The sequence below is a fragment of the Billgrantia sp. Q4P2 genome (genome assembly GCF_052806135.1).
The window spans coordinates 495,472-512,967 of record NZ_JBRBAI010000004.1; the positions used below are offsets into that span (position 1 = coordinate 495,472).

At 66.1% G+C, this 17,496-nt stretch carries 16 protein-coding genes; 12 read left to right on the forward strand and 4 right to left on the reverse strand.

Translation table 11 applies throughout. From position 1 onward, the window contains the following. Positions 1–20 precede the first annotated feature (20 nt). The 10 genes from cobA (at position 21) to ACUY1T_RS10215 (ending at position 9,884) form a co-directional block, all read left to right on the forward strand. A complete protein-coding gene (gene cobA, locus ACUY1T_RS10170; protein WP_446022401.1) occupies positions 21–881 on the forward strand; it encodes a uroporphyrinogen-III C-methyltransferase in 861 nt (286 codons plus the stop codon). Beyond that, positions 878–2,404, forward strand: coding sequence for a cytochrome D1 domain-containing protein (locus ACUY1T_RS10175; protein ID WP_446022403.1), 1,527 nt, complete (start codon positions 878–880; stop codon positions 2,402–2,404). The genes cobA and ACUY1T_RS10175 overlap by 4 nt, the downstream gene beginning before the upstream one ends. A 114-nt stretch (positions 2,405–2,518) precedes the next feature. Continuing rightward, a complete protein-coding gene (locus ACUY1T_RS10180) occupies positions 2,519–3,721 on the forward strand; it encodes an NnrS family protein (protein WP_446022405.1) in 1,203 nt (400 codons plus the stop codon). 13 nt (positions 3,722–3,734) lie between these two features. Next, positions 3,735–4,127 (forward strand): SirB2 family protein, encoded by a 393-nt coding sequence (locus ACUY1T_RS10185; protein WP_446022406.1) that lies wholly within the window; start codon positions 3,735–3,737, stop codon positions 4,125–4,127. 77 nt (positions 4,128–4,204) lie between these two features. Next, positions 4,205–4,528: a carboxymuconolactone decarboxylase family protein gene (locus ACUY1T_RS10190; protein WP_446022408.1), complete on the forward strand. Its 324-nt coding sequence runs from the start codon at positions 4,205–4,207 to the stop codon at positions 4,526–4,528. Between the two features lie 428 nt (positions 4,529–4,956). Next, the gene (locus ACUY1T_RS10195; protein ID WP_446022410.1) at positions 4,957–5,403 is read left to right on the forward strand and encodes a c-type cytochrome; all 447 of its coding nucleotides are present in this window, start codon (positions 4,957–4,959) and stop codon (positions 5,401–5,403) included. A gap of 30 nt (positions 5,404–5,433) precedes the next feature. Next, positions 5,434–6,786, forward strand: coding sequence for a cbb3-type cytochrome c oxidase subunit I (locus ACUY1T_RS10200; RefSeq protein ID WP_446022412.1), 1,353 nt, complete (start codon positions 5,434–5,436; stop codon positions 6,784–6,786). 53 nt (positions 6,787–6,839) lie between these two features. Further along, complete coding sequence (locus tag ACUY1T_RS10205; protein ID WP_446022414.1) at positions 6,840–7,661, forward strand: AAA family ATPase; 822 nt, start codon at positions 6,840–6,842, stop codon at positions 7,659–7,661. Positions 7,662–7,739: 78 nt separating this feature from the next. Continuing rightward, positions 7,740–9,677 carry a VWA domain-containing protein gene (locus ACUY1T_RS10210; protein WP_446022416.1) on the forward strand — a complete coding sequence of 646 codons (1,938 nt, stop codon included), beginning with the start codon at positions 7,740–7,742 and terminating at the stop codon, positions 9,675–9,677. Between the two features lie 12 nt (positions 9,678–9,689). Next, positions 9,690–9,884, forward strand: coding sequence for a hypothetical protein (locus ACUY1T_RS10215; RefSeq protein WP_446022417.1), 195 nt, complete (start codon positions 9,690–9,692; stop codon positions 9,882–9,884). Between the two features lie 95 nt (positions 9,885–9,979). Here ACUY1T_RS10215 and ACUY1T_RS10220 read toward each other — a convergent pair whose 3' ends face one another. From ACUY1T_RS10220 to ACUY1T_RS10235, 4 genes are read right to left on the reverse strand one after another with little or no spacing between them, the layout of a single operon-like run. Beyond that, a complete protein-coding gene (locus tag ACUY1T_RS10220; protein WP_446022419.1) occupies positions 9,980–10,276 on the reverse strand; it encodes a cytochrome C oxidase subunit IV family protein in 297 nt (98 codons plus the stop codon). Between the two features lie 4 nt (positions 10,277–10,280). Next, the gene (locus tag ACUY1T_RS10225) at positions 10,281–10,871 is read right to left on the reverse strand and encodes a cytochrome c oxidase subunit 3 family protein (RefSeq protein WP_446022421.1); all 591 of its coding nucleotides are present in this window, start codon (positions 10,869–10,871) and stop codon (positions 10,281–10,283) included. Next, the gene (locus tag ACUY1T_RS10230) at positions 10,872–11,423 is read right to left on the reverse strand and encodes a hypothetical protein (RefSeq protein ID WP_446022423.1); all 552 of its coding nucleotides are present in this window, start codon (positions 11,421–11,423) and stop codon (positions 10,872–10,874) included. Between the two features lie 16 nt (positions 11,424–11,439). Then, the gene (locus tag ACUY1T_RS10235; protein WP_446022425.1) at positions 11,440–11,880 is read right to left on the reverse strand and encodes a DUF4870 family protein; all 441 of its coding nucleotides are present in this window, start codon (positions 11,878–11,880) and stop codon (positions 11,440–11,442) included. Between the two features lie 607 nt (positions 11,881–12,487). On the opposite strand from ACUY1T_RS10235, the gene ACUY1T_RS10240 reads away from it, so the two are divergent. Both ACUY1T_RS10240 and ACUY1T_RS10245 read left to right on the forward strand, forming a co-directional pair. Then, positions 12,488–14,191: a ShlB/FhaC/HecB family hemolysin secretion/activation protein gene (locus ACUY1T_RS10240; RefSeq protein WP_446022426.1), complete on the forward strand. Its 1,704-nt coding sequence runs from the start codon at positions 12,488–12,490 to the stop codon at positions 14,189–14,191. A gap of 53 nt (positions 14,192–14,244) precedes the next feature. Next, the coding region (locus ACUY1T_RS10245; RefSeq protein ID WP_446022428.1) for a two-partner secretion domain-containing protein at positions 14,245–17,496 on the forward strand (3,252 nt) is incomplete at its 3' end.

Here is a 17,496-nt window from a genome sequence, read left to right on the forward strand (position 1 = left end):
GCTTCGGGGAGAGGCCGACCATGACACTTCAGCGACATTCGCGACACCTGGGCTTCGCTCTCGACGAGGCACCGCTGGCCCCCGGCGAGGTCGCCATCGTCGGCGCCGGCCCCGGCGACCCTGGCCTGCTGACCCTGCGTGCCCTGTCGCTGCTGCAGCAGGCCGACTGCCTGGTCTTCGACCGGCTGGTGTCCCAGGAAATACTGTCGCTGGCCCGCCCCGAGGCGAAGCAGTACTACGTGGGCAAGGCCTCGAGCCACCATTCGCTGCCCCAGGAGGAAACCAACGCCCTGCTGGTCAAGCTGGCCCGAGAAGGCCAGCGCGTGCTGCGCCTCAAGGGAGGCGACCCCTACATCTTCGGTCGCGGTGGCGAGGAGGCCGAGTACCTGGTCGAGTGCGGCATCGGCTTTCGCGTGGTGCCGGGCATCACCTCGGCGTCGGGCTGCTCCACCTATGCGGGCTTCCCGCTCACCCATCGCGACCACGCCCAGAGCGTGACCTTCGTCACCGGCCATGCCAAGGCCGACGGCGAGCTGACGCTGGACTGGGCCGCCCTGGCGGTGCCCCACCATACCGCGGTGTTCTACATGGGCCTGACCAATGCCGCGCTGATCAGCCGCGAACTGCAGCGCCACGGCCTGCCGGCGGATCATCCCGTGGCCCTGGTGGAGCGTGGCACCACGACCGAGCAGCGCAACGTGTTTGCCACCCTGGGCGACCTGGTGGAGGTGATCGAGCGCGAGGCGCTCAAGCCGCCGACCCTGATCGTGGTGGGCGAGGTGGTGAGCCTGGCCGCGACCCTCGCCCCGGGCATGACGCGGCTGGCCCGCAGCGATGCCGATATCGATCCACCCTTGGCCATGGGGAGGGCGGCGCTGTGAAAACCACCAAGCTGCTGCTCGGCGCGCTATTCGTCCTGGCTCTTCCCGGCGTGCCGACGCTGGCCGACGGCCCCGACCCCCACATGCTCTACAACCAGCACTGTTCGGTGTGCCACGGTGTCAGCCGTCTGGGCGGCATCGGCCCTGCGCTGCTGCCCGACAATCTCTCACGCCTCAAACCAGCCGAGGCCGTCGGGGTGATCCGCGAGGGACGCCCGGCCACCCAGATGCCGGGCTACGGCGCGCTGCTCGGCGAGGCGGAGATCGCCGCCCTGGCCGAATGGATCTATGAACGCCCGGAGATCGAGCCGAGCTGGACCGATGCGGACATCCTGGCCAGCCACATCGTCAATCACTACTACGGCACGCTGCCCGACGAGCCGGTGTTCGAGGTCGAGGACCTCAAGAACCTGTTCCTGGTGGTGGAGATCGGCGATCACCACGTCAGCCTGCTCGACGGCGACGAGTTCGAGCGCATCGCCCGCTTCCCCAGCCGCTATGCGCTGCACGGCGGGCCCAAGTACTCGCCCGACGGCCGCTACGTCTACTTCGGCTCCCGCGACGGCTGGGTGACCAAGTACGACATCTACAACCTCGAGGTCACCGCCGAGGTGCGCGCCGGCATCAACATGCGCAACATCGCGGTATCGGCCGACGGCAACTACGTGCTGGCCGGCAACTACCTGCCCCACACCCTGGTGCTGCTGGACGCGCGCAACCTCGAACTGATCGCTTCCATTCCGGTGGAAGGCCTCAACGGCGAGACCTCGCGGGTCAGCGCCGTCTACACCGCGCCGCCGCGCAACAGCTTCGTCGCCGCCCTGCGCGACATTCCCGAGGTGTGGGAGATCCGCTGGCCCGAGGAGCGAGCCGCGGGCGACGAGGCGCTGGTCGGCGACTTCGCCCTGCACCGCATGGAGGCGCCGGACTACCTCGACGACTTCTTCTTCGACATGGAGTACCGCTACCTGGTCGGCGCCGCCCGCGGCGGCAAGGGCGGGCAAGTGTTCGACATGGACGAGGAGGTCAAGGTCGCCGACCTGCCGCTGGAGGGCATGCCGCACCTGGGCGCCGGCATCACATGGGAACTGGACGGGCGCCGCGTCATGGCGATACCGCACATCGACAAGGGCCAGGTCTCGGTGTTCGACATGACCGACTGGTCGCTGGTCACCCAGATCGAGACCGACGGCCCCGGCTTCTTCATGCGCAGCCACGAGAACTCGCCCTACGCCTGGGTGGACGTCTTCTTCGGCCCCAACCACGACCGTATCCACGTGATCGACAAGCAGAGCCTGGAGATCGTCGAGACGCTGATTCCCGAGCCGGGCAAGACCGCCGCCCACGTGGAGTTCGACCGACGCGGCGAGACCCTGCTGCTGAGCATCTGGGACAACGACGGCTACCTGCTGTGGCTCGACGCCAACACCCTGGAAGAGCTGGGGCGGATGCCGATGCGAAAGCCTTCGGGAAAATATAACGTGTGGAACAAGACGCAATATGAAGAAGGGACCAGCCACTGAAGATCATTGGCTGCGCGGTGTATAAAAAGAAGCATTCTTGATACGCGTCATGAAGCCGCCCGGCGTGAGCCCGCATAATGGATTTATCCAAGTATTCAAGTCGGGTATGCCGCCATGAACAACGCTTCTCCCGCTCCCCGCCAGCCGCGACTTCCCTTGGCGCGGTTGGCGTTTCGCCCCTTCTTCCTGTTGGCATCGCTGTTCAGCGTGCTGGCGATGGTGGTGTGGTTCGCGTTCTGGCACGGCGATATCCTGCTGCGGCCCCACGGCGGGCTGATGTGGTGGCACCAGCACGAGATGATCTTCGGCTTCGGTGCCGCCGTGGTGGTCGGCTTCCTGCTCACCGCGGTGCAGAACTGGACGGGACGGAAAAGCGTGAGCGGCGCGCCGCTGCTCGGACTGGTGGCGCTGTGGCTGGCGGCACGAGTCACGCTGGCGTTTCCCATGGGGCTGCCGGCCGGGTTGCTGATCACCCTTGACCTGGCCTTCCTGCCGCTGGCCGCGCTGGTCATGGCGCGCCTGGTGCTGGCAGCGAAGCTGTGGCGCAACCTGATGTTCGTGCCGGTCCTGCTGCTGCTGGCCGGTGCCAACCTGGCCATGCACCTGGGCGTGGCCCAGGGCAAGCTGGCGCTGATCCGTGAAGGCGCCTACCTCGCCGTGCTGCTGATCGCCGTGCTGATGGTGCTGCTGGGCGGTCGGGTGATTCCGTTCTTCACCTCGCGCAAGCTGGGGCGGCCACAGCCGGAACCGATTCCGTTGCTGGAAAAGCTGACCCTGGGCTCGGTGCTGGCGGTGGTACTGCTGCAACTGGCGCTGCTGCTTGGCGTGGCGGTGCCCGCTGCGTTGCAAGCCTCAGCGATGTTGATTGCGGCGATAGCCAGCCTCGTGCGCCTGGCGCGTTGGGAAGGCCATCTCACCCTACGTGAGCCGCTGCTGTGGGGGCTTCATCTCAGCTACGCCTTCGTCCCGCTCGGCCTGACGATGTGGGCACTGGCGCTGTTCGGTGCCTTCCGCGTAGAACTGGCCGTGCACGCCATGGCCATCGGCGGTATCGGCGCCATGATGCTGGCAATGATGGCGCGGGTCTCGCTGGGTCATACCGGCCGGGCGATCCGCACCCTGCCGGGTATCGGCGTGGGTCTGGGCTTGATGTTCGCCGCCGCCCTGCTGCGCGCGCCGATTCTCGCCATGTTCCCGCAGATCACCCACTGGACCTACAACCTGAGCATCATCTTCTGGTGTATCGCCTATCTCATCTTCCTGTTTCACTATACGCTGCCGCTATTGAGTGCCCGTGTGGACGGGCAAGAAGGATAGACGGAGCAAGTCGATGATCGAACACTATGCGCTGATCAAGCACCTGCACATGACCACGGCGGTGCTGAGCATTACCTTCTTCATCGTGCGAGCCTGGTGGTCGGTGCGCGAGGTTTCGCTGCTGCAGCGGCGCTGGGTGCGGATCCTGCCACACGTCAACGACACCCTGCTGCTGGTACTGGGCGTCACGCTGATGACGATGCTATCCATGTGGCCGCAGCATCATCCATGGCTTGCCGCCAAGCTGCTGGGCCTGATCGGCTACATCGTGCTGGGAACCGTGGCGATCAAGCGCGGGCGAACGCCCATGTCCCGCGGCCTGGCGGCGCTTACCGCCATCGTGGTCTTCTTCTACATCATGGGCACGGCCATGACCAAGGATCCGCTGTTCTTCCTGCCGCTTTGACGTGCGGCTTTCCGCGTCAGCCCAGGCTTCTATACTGAAGCCTGCCGAGACATTCACGACAAGACGAGGAAAACCGCATGGCCAAACACGATCTTCCCTCCGGTGCCGGCAAGGTCGCCGATGACTATCCTGAGGTGTGGCGCGCCTTCGCCTCGCTGGGCAAGGCGTGTGCCGAAGCCGGCCCGCTGGACGAGCGCACCCGGCGCCTGGTCAAGTTGGCGCTGGCCGTGGGCGGCGGCTCCGAAGGCGCCGTCCATTCGCACATGCGCCGGGCCATGGACGAAGGCATCGAGCCCGAGGCCTTGAAGCAGGTGGCCATGCTGGCGATACCCACCCTGGGGCTGCCGGCCGGGGTGGCGGCATTGACCTGGATCGAGGACATCACCGACGCCCGGAGATAAACGACTGCGCGGGCGAAGGGCGTTGTTGCACGGTGCCGAGCGTCGGACCGTCGGATCCTCACCTATACCCCATAGGCTCCGGCTGACTTGAAACCTCCGGTTTCTCGCTCCTTCGGAGCCATCCGTCGGATGTTTGTCGCTTCGCTCGGTTCTGTGCGCCGTGCGCCTAGCCCTCATCCCGCTCGTCCGTTTTTTCACCCTACCTGTGCACCCTGGCCTGGCCCGCCGTGCGACATCCGGTCGCAAGCTTGAAAACGCCCTATTCTCGCCGCTCCTGCCGTTCTTTACCGCCGATTTGACGAAGATCAATGATGCATCTTCCCTGTGGCGTTACTCTTAAGATGCATTACAAATGCTTGTTTAAGGGGTGGGGCTCGCCGACTTCGGTCGCAGGTCCCTTAAGTGTCACTAGCGAGGGGGAAAGGCCCATGACCGAAGGCCTCACCAAGGCGGCGGCCCGTAACATCTTCTACGGCGGCTCGCTGTTCTTCTTCCTGCTGTTTGCCGCGCTGACGGCTCACAGCCATTTCTACATCGTCAATACCTCGACCCAGCCCATGTCGGACTCCGTACGCCTGGGCAAGCACGTGTGGGAAGAGCACAACTGCATCAACTGCCACACCATCCTCGGAGAAGGCTCCTACTTCGCACCCGAGATCGGCAACGTCTGGACTCGCTTCGGTGGCCACAGCAATCCCGAAGGTGCGCGCATGGCGCTCAAGGCGTGGATGAATGCCCAGCCCACCGGCGCCCCCGGCCGTCGCCAGATGCCCGCGCACGACATCAACGACGAAGAAATGGCGGCCCTGATCGATTTCCTGGAATGGACCGATTCCATCAACACCCAGGGCTGGCCGCCGCACCCGGCCGGCTGATCCGCATTCCAGGCACCAAGGAGTCGAACGATGAAATACGAAACGCAGAAGGTGGCCCTGCCCTTCTTCATGCTGGCCATGGCGCTGTTCGCGCTGCAGATAATCTTTGGACTTGCAGCGGCGGCGGCCTACGTGTGGCCGCACTTCCTGTCCGAGGCGATGCCCTTCAACATCTCCCGTACCAGTCATACCAACCTGTTGATCGTGTGGCTCCTGATCGGCTTCATGGGTAGCACCTACTACCTGATGCCGGAAGAGGCCGAGAACGAGATCTACAGCCCCAAGCTGGCCTACTTCCAACTGCTGCTGTTCGCCATCGCCGGCGCCGGCGCGCTGATCAGCTACCAGTTCGGCATCCACGAGGGGCGCCACTACCTCGAACAGCCGCTGTGGTCGAAGCTGTTGATCACGATCTCGTTCCTGATGTTCCTGTTCAACACCAGCCTGACCATGCTCAAGGGCCGCAAGACCGCCATCAACATGGTGCTGATGCTGGGCCTGTGGCTGGCCGCGGTGTTCTGGCTGTTCGCCTTCTACAACCCTGACAACCTGGCGCTGGACAAGCTGTGGTGGTGGTGGATCGTGCACATCTGGGTCGAAGGCGTGTGGGAGCTGATCATGGCCTCGCTGCTCGGCTACCTGCTGATCAAGATGACCGGTGTGGACCGCGAGATCATCGAGAAGTGGCTCTACGTGATCGTCGGCCTGGCGCTGTTCTCCGGCCTGCTGGGCACCGGCCACCACTACTACTGGATCGGTACCCCCGGCTACTGGCAGCCGATCGGCAGCATCTTCTCCACGCTGGAGGTGATCCCGTTCTTCGCCATGGTGGTGTTCGCCTTCTACATGTTCTGGAAGGGCAGCCGTAACCACCCCAACAAGGCGGCCATGCTGTGGACCCTGGGCTGTGCTGCCGTAGCCTTCTTCGGCGCCGGCGTGTGGGGCTTCATGCACACCCTGTCGTGGATCAACTACTACACCCACGGTACCCAGATCACTGCGGCCCACGGCCACCTGGCCTTCTACGGTGCCTACGTGATGCTGCTGCTGGGCATCATCACCTACGCCATGCCGCAGATGCGTCGCGTGCAGCCCTATAACCAGGTGCTCAACATGTGGGCGTTCTGGATCATGACCTCGGCCATGTGGTTCATGACCTTCACCCTGACCTTCGCCGGTGTCGTCCAGACTCACCTGCAGCGGGTGCTGGGTATGAACTTCATGCAGGTACAGGCGCAGCTCGACCTGTTCTACGTGATGCGCTTCGGCACCGGCATCTTCGTGGCCATTGCCGCCGCCATGTTCTTCTACGCGGTCTTCGGACCGGCGCGCCAGCAGGTGTCTGCACACGTCAAGCAGCCCTCCATCGTCGCCGCCGAGTGAGCCAGTGACGGGGCGGCATGCCGCCCCGTCCTCTTCACCCCTGGAGTTTCGCCATGTCTCATACCGCTACCGCCACCAAAGCCGCTTCCGCCTTCACGCGGGACCTGCCCTATTACGAACCGGTCGGCAACGAGTGCGCGCTGTTCGAGCAGGCGTACCGGCAGCGTCTGCCGATGCTGCTCAAGGGGCCGACCGGCTGCGGCAAGACCCGTTTCGTCAGCCATATGGCGGCCAAGCTGGGCCGTCCGCTGTTCACCGTTTCCTGCCACGATGACCTGACCGCCGCCGACCTCACCGGGCGCTACCTGCTGCAGGGCGGCGAGACCCGCTGGGTCGACGGTCCGCTGACCCGCGCCGTGCGCGAGGGCGGTATCTGCTACCTCGATGAGGTGGTGGAGGCGCGCAAGGACGTCACCGTGGTGCTGCACCCCCTCACCGATGACCGTCGTATGCTGCCGCTGGAGCGTACCGGCGAGCTGCTCGAGGCGCCGGACGACTTCATGCTGGTGGTCTCCTACAACCCCGGCTATCAGCACATTCTCAAGTCGCTCAAGCCGAGTACCCGCCAGCGCTTCGTGGCGATGTCGTTCGACTTCCCGCCGCCCAAGGTGGAGTGCGATATCGTCGCCCGCGAGAGCGGCCTGTCGCACGAGCGCTGCGCTGCGCTGGTCAACCTGGCCGGGCGCCTGCGCGAACTCAAGGGGCAGGACCTGGAAGAGGGTGTTTCCACCCGCCTGCTGGTCTACTGCGCCACCCTGATCAAGGCCGGCATGCCGATCCTCGAGGCCACCCGTGCGACCCTGGTCGAACCGCTTTCGGACGACTTGGACGTGCAGGAAGGCCTGATCGAGTCGATTCGCGCCACCTTTGGTTGAAGCACTCTACAGCGAGGGGCGTAGGGGGCAGGCCGAAGAGGATGTCCTACACCGCCTTCCCTGATCAGGAGATCGGTCATGCAGTTTCTTGAACTCGAAGAGTTCGTCGGTCGCCACTGGCATCGCTGGGCCTCCAGCGCGGCCAGCTACCAGCGCTACCCGGAAGCGGCCGTCTCCATGGAGCAGATGCGCCACGTGCTCGGCGTGTTCTTCCGCGCCAGCGGCGGCGAGGCGGGCGTGGAAGTATCGGCCATCATTGCGCGCAGCTCGCAGCATCGGCTGTCGCTGCGCCAGAAGCTGGGCTTCGACGATGAGGCCATCGACCAGGCCCGGCGCGACGAAGAGAACCTGCTGCTGCCGCCGCGTATCGACCTGTTTCCCGATGCCGAGCTGAACCGCGATCTCTATTTCTGGCTGGTGGCCTACCTGGCGGTGGCGCGCAAGCCCATTCCGCAGCGGGACCCGCTGCGCGACGATCTGGCCCGCCTGCGCGAGGCGGTGCGCGCCCGCGACGCGGCGCTCGAACGCTTCCCCGGCCTGGCCGAGCGCTATCGCCGGCTGAGCCTGGCGCTGCTGGTGGTGCGTCCGGCCCGTAACCGTCTGCCGCCGATGGAGCTGGCGCTGGAGCAGACCCTGCGCGCACTGCTCGGCGAGGAGCAGGCGCTGGAAGGCTGGGCCGCGGCGATGCATCGCGCGGTGCTTGACCCGTCACTCTCGCTGGAAGGGATCCATGCGCCGCGCGGCTACCGCCCGCCGCTGCCGGTGCCGCTGTGGGGCCAGGTAGTCACCCTGGGTACCGGCGCGGGCCGCGACGAGAGCCAGGAGGAGCCGGAAGAAGGCGAGACCAACAGCGCTCAGACCGTCAGCGACGGCAAGCGCAAGGCCGAGCGCAAGCAGCAGGACCAGACCGAGCGCGACGACCCGCTGGTCGCCAATCGCTTCGAGAAGATGCTCTCCTGGACCGAGATGGTGAACCTCAACCGTCTGGTCGAGGACAACGAGGACGAAGAAGCCAAGCGCGCCGCCGAGCAGATGGAGGAGATCATCCTCAGCCCGCACAAGCAGCGGGCGGCGACGCGCATCAAGGTCGACCTCGACCTGCCGCCGGACGAGGCGCTGGGCGAGCGGCTGCGCGGCAAGCATACCTACCCCGAGTGGAACTACCGCAAGCAGAGCTACCTGCCCGACCACTGCCTGGTGCACACCGAGCTTGCGAGCGAGGAGGGCGAGCAGTGGCAGCCCGATGCCGCTACCCAGCGGCGTATCCGCCGGGTGCGCCGCGAGTTCGAGGCGCTGCGCCCACGCCGCGAGACCCTGCGCGGACAGTACGACGGCAGCGAGCTCGACATGGATGCGGTGATCCGCTCGCGCTGCGACCTGGCCGCCACCGGCGAGTCCAGCGACCGGCTCTACCAGGCCACCCGCCAGCAGGCCCGCGACCTGGCCGTGTCCATCCTGGTCGACGTCTCGCTCTCCACCGATGCCTGGCTCGAGGACCGTCGCGTACTCGACGTGGCCAAGGAGGCGCTGCTGGTGCTGGGCCATGGCCTGGCCGGCTGCGGCGACGACTACAGCATTCACTGCTTCACCTCACACCGGCGCCAGAAGGTGTGGGTCAACACCTTGAAGGCCTTCGACGAGCCCATGAGCGAGCGGGTAGCCAGGCGTGTCTCGGCGCTCAAGCCCGGCCACTACACCCGCATGGGGCCGGCGATCCGCCACGTTACCAAGGAGCTCTCCGAACGCCCCAACCGGCATCGGCTGCTGCTGCTGCTCACCGACGGCAAGCCCAACGACACCGACTACTACGAGGGCCGCTACGGCATCGAGGACACCCGCCGGGCGGTACTCGAGGCGCGCCAGCACGAGGTACGGGTATTCGGTGTGACCATCGACAGCGAGGCGCACCAGTACGTGTCGCACCTGTTCGGCCGCGGCAGCTACGCTATCGTCAACCGGCCGGAGCACCTGTCCCTGGCGCTGCCAGGTATCTATCGCCAAATCATCGGAAACTAGGGAGGCCGTGCCATGACTTCGTACCGTCCCGCCATTGCCCTGTGCCTCGGCCTGCTGGCCGCCTTCGCCGTGATCACCCCGTTGGCCTGGGTGATCAACACCCAGGACTGGGGCATCCTGATGATGTTCGTTGCCCCCTTCGCGGTCTATGGCCTCATCCGCCTGGGCCGGCGGCTGGCCGATTGGGCAGGCATAGGGCTGGAATAAGACCCGCCGCCGCCCTCCTATTGAGCCGCAGCTCACAGCAAACGGCGCCGCTATCGAGGATAGCGGCGCCGTTTCGTTGAGGCCCTTAATAGAGCCTAGGACAGTTGGGCGAAGAGATAGCCCGACCCCACCAGCATCAGGGTCGCCAGCACCAGCCCGACGAAAGCGCCGCGCCAGGCGGGTGAGGCGTCGGCCAGGCCCAGGTAGACCATCAGCACCCGGTGCGCCTTGAAGAAGGTGGTGGCCAGCAGCAGGCCGGCCGACCACAGCGGCAGCGCGGCCAGGCGGGCGTCGCCGCCGAGCCGGGCGGAGAGCATGGTGACCAGCGTCAGGCCCATCAGCAGCGCCCAGGTCATCAACAGCCGGCGAGTAGGGTTCGACGTGGCGGTCATGGGCTCACCTCAGCAGGTAGATGATCGGATAGAGCAGGATCCAGATCAGGTCGACCATGTGCCAGAAGGCGGCGGCGGTCTCCACGTTGTCGTGGGAGATGCGCCACGCCACCAGGGCGATCAGCCCCAGGCCGAACAGCACGTGGGCGAAGTGGAAACCGGTCAACAGGTAGTAGAAGGTGAAGAAGGTGTTGGTCTCGGGCATCAGGCCCTGGCCGAGCTTGTCGGCGTATTCCACCAGCTTGACCACGCAGAACACCACGCCCAGGGCGAAGGCCGCCCCCAGCCATTGGCGGCAGCGTCGCACCTTGCCCTGGGTGATGGCCTGCACCGCCAGGGCGGCGAACATCCCGCTGGTCAGCAGCACCAGGGTGTTGACGCCGCCGGCCACCGGGTCGAGCAGCTGCTGGGAGGCATCGAAGATCTCGCGCTCACCGGCCCGCAGCCAGGCGAACAGGCCGAAGAACGCAGCGAACACCACCATCTCGCTGAGGATCAGTACCCACATCAGCGGGTTGCCGGGTAGCGCCGAGAGCGGCCCCCAGCCGGGGTTGGGCAGTGGCTGCGGCTGAGTTATCTCGTCGCGTGCCGTCACTCAGCCCACCGCGGCGATGGGGGTTCGCTCGAACTCGGCGCGCACGGCCGGGGTGGTCAGCTTCCAGCCCGCCCAGGCGAACAGCACCACCAGCATCGTGGCGATCATGATCAGCAGGGCCAGCGCGCCGATCAGGCCCGCCACCGGATCCTCGGGGCTGGCGACGTTGCCCGCCGCATCGGCCATGAAGCCGAAGGTCAGCGGCGTCAGCGCGGCGCCGCCCAGCACGCCGACGAAGCCGGCGCTCATCAGGCCGACGAAGCTGGGCCTGGCCCAACGGCGGCGCTGCAACAGCGCCACGGAGAGCGCCAGGGTAATGGCGGCCCCTATCATCAGCAGGGCGGCCACGGTGCGGCTGCGCTCGATCAGCCAGGCCACGCCGCCGGTGAGCCCGCCGCTGCCGGCTTCCACGCCGAGCGAGGCGACCAGTGCCTCGCCGGGCAGCAGCGGCAGGGTGACCAATGCCAAGACCAGCGCGGAGAAAGCGATGAAGCCCCAGGCCAGGCCGGTGACGGCGCCGGAGCGTCGCAGTGTCGAGGTGGCGGTGTTCATGGGCGTGCTCCGGTGTTCAGTCTTCCAGCGAGACCTTGGCGCCGCCGAACAGCAGACTGCGTGGGGCGTCGATGGCGCGGTCGTGCAACAGGCGATTGATGCCTACGCCGCAGCGGCCCATGGTCCAGGCCAGGCAGGCGGTGAAGAAGCCGTAACCCAGCACCCAGGAAGCCCAGGCTGGCGCCCCGACCAGCCCCAGCAGATGCCAGGCGGCAAGTACCGCGGCACCAGCCAATGCGCCGAGCCAGAAGGTGCGGATCTGGAACTGCAGGTGGCTCGCCACCCAATCGGCGGCGTGGCGACGGCGAAAGTGGGCGATCAGCACGCCGATGGGGGCGGTGACCACCGCCATCACGCTGCCGAGGTAGAGCACGTAGATGATCGCAGCGAGGCCACGGCCGCGGGTATCGAGCGGGGCTTCGGCCGTGTCGGGCTGGGTATACGAGATGGTGGACATCGCGCCCTCCCGTGGGTGTGTCGATAATAAATAGGCATTTTGAATGACTGTTATAGGAACTATGCCTACTATGCCTGTGGTTGTCCTTGTCTTGGGTCAAGCTCGCTTCGATTTTTGCTGTCGGCTGGGCTTCATTTTCGGCTTTCCTGAACATCACCCGGTTCAGTTCCGTCGTTCCTCCTTGGCGAGATTCGGGCGAGGCTATTGGCGACTCTTGATGTCATATATTCCTTATATTCGTGTGAGTGATTTGCCATTTCTTCTGTAAGTGATTTGCTACTCCCTTTGTAATCTTTTGACCATTAAGTGATTTGCATCATGCCGGGGCAGCCCAAGGGTCCGCATTGCTACAGTGTTGCTGGCTGAATCGTTTTTGTCAGCGCCACATGGCATGCGGGTATGCCACGTCAAAGTGGGAGTTTCGTGCCATTTGGCGCCCCCTGGCCGCCGTATTACCCTCTCGCCTCCCGCGCAAGGCGCGCAAGGCGCCAACGCTTCGCGCTTGTTGCCGCGTGCACCTGACCCTCTTCCCGGGTCTGTGCTTGCCTGGCATGGCGCATTGTCGTCACCGCATACGATTTACTACAAGGCCTCCGGTAACCTACCCATGGCGAAGAAAGGCGTCATCCACCTTTTCCTTCACTCCGCTTGGCTGGCGTTGGCCTGGCCGGCCCTGCTCCTGGCGCAGGACGCGACGCCGGACGAGCCGCTTCGCCGCCAGCAGGAGCGCGAGCAGGCCATCCAGGAGCGAGAACTCCCCCAGGCGGACGTTCGTCTGTCGGTTCCCGTTGAGGAACTCGAGCGCCTGCCCGAGCAGGAGTCGCCCTGTTTCGTCATCGAAGAGCTCGCCTTGCAAGGTGAGGGAGCGCAGCGTTTCGCCTGGGTGCTGGATGCCACAGCGGGCGAGCGGGGCGAGGACTCGCCCATCGGGCGGTGCTTGGGTACCGAAGGCATCAACCTGGTCATGAAGCGGGCCCAGAACGCCATGATCGAGCGCGGCTTCATCACCAGCCGAGTCCTGCTGGAAGCCCAGGACCTCAGCGACGGCACGCTCACCCTCAGTCTCCTGCCCGGGCGCATCGCCGCCATTCGCGTCACCGATCCCAGTCGCTCTCATGCCTCGCTGCGCAATGCCGTGCCCGCCCGGCCGGGCGACGTGCTCAACCTGCGCGACATCGAGCAGGCGTTGGAAAACTTCCAGCGTCTGCCTTCCGTCGAGGCCGATATCCAGATCGCACCGGCAGAAGAGCCGGGTGCCAGCGACCTGGTCATCGACTACCAGCAGGACTGGCGCCTGCGTTCCTCATGGTCGGCCGACGACAGCGGCAGTGACGCAACGGGCCAGTACATGGGCGGCGTCGGCATCTCCTTCGACAATCCCCTGGGCATCAACGACCTCTTCCATATCCACCTGGGGCGGGATCTCGGCGGCGGCGCGGCCGGGCCGCGGGGGAGCCGCAGCCACAGCCTTCACTACTCGGTGCCTTGGGGCTACTGGAGCCTGGCGCTCGACTACAGCGACCACGAGTACTACCAGACCATTGCCGGCGCCTTCCAGGAATACGTCTACAGCGGTACCAGCCAGCAGATCGGGGCGACCTTGTCACGCCTCGTCTATCGCGATGCCACCCGCAAGACCACGGTGTCGCTGGGCGGCTTCCAGCGCCGCTCGCGCAACTACATCGACGACATCGAGATCGAGATCCAGCGCCGGGTAGTGGGCGGCTGGGAAGCCGGCCTCGACCACCGCGAGTTCATCGGCCGCGCCACCCTGGACCTCGGCACCGCCTACAAGCGCGGTACCGGCGCCTTCGGCTCCCTGGCGGCGCCCGAGGAGGCGTTCGGGGAAGGCACCTCGCGCTTCCAGCTCGTTTCCACCCATGCGGGGCTCACGCTGCCGTTCCAGGTGGGCGGCCAGGCGCTGGAGTACCGCGGGCGCTGGCGCATGCAGAACAACCTGACGCCGCTGACTCCCCTGGATCGCTTCTCCATCGGTAGCCGCTACACGGTGCGCGGCTTCAACGAAGCCAGCCTGGTGGCGGAGCGGGGCTGGCTGATACGCAACGACCTCGGGCTGGCGCTGGGGGGCAGCGGCCAAACGCTCTATGCGGGGCTCGACTACGGCCGGGTGAGCGGTCCCAGCAGCGAGTGGCTGCTCGGTAACGAGCTTGCCGGCGCCACGCTGGGCCTGCGCGGCTCGCTGCTGGGCCACGTGAGCTACGACGCCTTCATCGCCACTCCGGTGATGAAGCCCGAGGGCTTTCGTACCGACCACCGCGTTGCCGGTTTCGGCCTCTATCTCTCGTTCTGACCGACTCACGTTCTGACAAAAAAAATCGACATAAGCCAAGCAGGGGCGCCCTTATGAATCGGCAGTGCTATCGACTCGTCTTCAACCGGGCCAAGGGCCAGCTCGTCGCCACCTCGGAACTGGCCGTGGCCTCAGGCAAGTCGCCGGCAGAAGGCGGTAGAGCCGGACGCCGCCGGCGCTCGCTGCGCCAACCTGCCATTGCCGCCACGCTGGCGGCCCTGCTGCTCGCCAGCCCAAGCGCACAGGCCAGCATCGCCAGCGACCCCAGCGCCCCCGGCAACCAGCGCCCCACGGTGCTGGAAACCGCCAACGGCGTGCCCCAGGTCAACATCCAGACCCCCAGCGCCGCCGGCGTCTCGCGCAACAGCTACCGCCAGTTCGACGTCTCCTCCAAGGGCGCCATCCTCAACAACTCGCGCACCAACACCCAGACCCAGTTGAGCGGCTGGGTGCAGGGCAACCCCAATCTCGCTGGCGGCGAAGCCCGGGTCATCCTCAACGAGGTCAACTCACGCAATCCCAGCCAACTGCGCGGCTACCTGGAAGTGGCCGGCTCGCGGGCCGAAGTGGTCATCGCCAACCCGGCGGGCATCGACGTCAACGGCGCCGGCTTCATCAACGCCAGCCGTGCCACCCTGACCACGGGCACCCCCGAGCTGCGCAACGGCGCACTGACCGGCTACCGCGTGCAGGACGGCACCGTGCGCATCAGCGGCGCCGGGCTGGATGCCAGCGGCACCGACTATACGGCGGTGCTGGCTCGTGCCGTCGAGGTACAGGGTGGCGTCTGGGCCAACGACCTGAACGTGGTGGCCGGGGCCAACCGTATCGGCACCGACGGCCAGGTGATCGAACGCCTCAACCCCCAGGGCGACTCCCCCGATGTGGCCATCGATGTGGCCCACCTGGGCGGCATGTACGCCGGCAAGATCCGGCTGGTGGCCACGGAAACCGGCGTGGGGGTCAACAACGCCGGCAACATCGCGGCCACCCATGCCGGCGGCGTGGGCGAGGTGGTACTCACCGCCGAGGGGCAGATCGTCAACCGCGGCTCGATCCGCGGCAGGGCCGACGTCGAAGTGGCCAGCGATGAGGGTATCGTCAATCGCGACGACGCTACCCTCATCGCTGGTGGTGACCTCCGGCTCGCCGCTGCGGGCCATGATGGCACCATTCACAACGAGCATGGCGCCACCCTGGTTGCCGGCATCCGCGAAGATGGCCGCTTGGGAACCAACGGCGATCTCGAACTCGTGGCCACCCAGCGCATCGAGGCCAACGGATGGAACCTGGCCGCGGGCGGCTTCCTGGCTGAAGCCGACACCGTCTCGCTGCGCGACAGCCAAACCCAGGCCCGGGATATCTCAGTCACCGCCCGCGACGGCGATATCGACGCCAGCGACGCCACCCTCACGGCCAGCGACACCCTGACGGCCAGCACCAACGCCACGCTGATCAACGAAGGCGGCACCTTGATCGCCAACCAACGGCTCGACCTGGATGCCACGCGGGCGACCGGCGATGGCCGCGTGCTGTCGCTGGGTGACCTGACCATGCGCCTGGCCAGCGACTTCACCCTCGAGCAGAATGGCGAAGTGGCGGCAGGAGAGGACCTCCACTTTGCCACGACGGGTAACCTGACCAACCGGAGTACCTTCACGGCCGGCGCTACCCTCGACATTGAGGCGGGGCATATCGTCAACACCGCCAATGGTGAATTCTCGGGCACCACCACCCGGCTCAACGCCGAGCGCCTGACCAACCGTGGCCTGATCGACGGCGTGACCACCCGCCTCGACGCCACCGTGCTCGAGAACCTCGGCAGCGGGCGTCTCTACGGCGACCTGCTCGGCATCCAGGCCACCACCCTGACCAACGACCGAGAGAACGGCACCTCGCCGGTGATCGCCGCCCGCGAACGACTCGATATTGGCGCCCAGCGCCTGATCAACCGCGAGGATGCACTGATCTTCAGCGCCGGTGACATGGCCATTGGCGGAAGCCTGGACGCGGACGACAGGGCCGGTGGCCAGGCGACGCGACTCGACAATACCAGTGCCACCATTGAAGCACTCGGCGATGCGAACCTGGCAGCCAAGGAAATCCACAATGTCGACGCCCATTTCCAGACGGCGGAAGTGGTCATCGACTCCCGGCGCATCCGCAGAACGAGTGACGACACTACTTACGACTTCACACGCACCACGACAGAAACCCAGGTGGTCGATAGCGCTCCCGCGCAACTGCTCGCCGGGGGTGACATGACCCTCCGTGCGGATGCGTTGTACAACGACAACAGCCATATCCTGGCCGGCGGCACGCTGACATTCGAAGGGGGAACGCTGACCAACACCGCCGTCACGGGGGAGCGAATCGTCACGGACCGAGGAACCGCAACGCGCACCTGGCGGGAATGTAGTATCAAGGTCTTTGGCAAGTGTATCAGCCACACGACCAAGAGCTCGACTTCAAGCTATGCTCCGTCACCGCGTGTCCAGACGATCACGCTGACCCCCACCCGTTATGAATCCCATGCTCCGGTCCCGGGTACGGGCACCCAGGTGGCAGGGCTTGCTCCATCTCCCGACACGCTTAGTGGTGCGCACGTCATACTCGTCGAACTGGGCCAGGCGGAGAGCATCGCCACCTCCCTGTTCCAGCAGAGGCTGCCCTCGAACCGCCTGTTTCGCGTCAATCCCGACCCCACGGCGTCCTACCTGGTCGAGACCGACCCGCGCTTCACCGACCGCCGCCAATGGCTCAGTTCCGACTACCTGCTCTCCTCCCTGCACCCCGACCCGGCCATGACCCACAAGCGCCTGGGCGACGGCTTCTACGAGCAGCGCCTGATCCGCGAGCAGGTCACGCAACTCACCGGCCAGCGCTTCCTGGCCGGCTACGCCGACGACGAAGCGCAGTACGCCGCCTTGATGAACAGCGCCGCGACCTTCGCCCAAGCGCACGGCCTGCGCCCCGGCGTGGCCCTCACCGCCGAGCAGATGGCCCAATTGACCAGCGACATCGTCTGGCTGGTCGAGCAAACGGTCACCCTCGCCGATGGCGGCACGGCCAAGGTGCTGGTACCCCAGGTCTACGTCAGGCTGCGCGACGGCGACCTCAAGGATGACGGCACCCTGCTGGCGGGCGACGCGCTGCAACTGGACGTGACCGGCGACGTGATCAACTCGGGCACCCTGGCCGCCCGCCAGGGCGTGACCGTCGCTGCGGATCGCATCGCCAACCTTAACGGGCGCATCGCCGGCGACGACGTCGCGCTGACGGCCGCCAGCGACCTGTTGCACCGG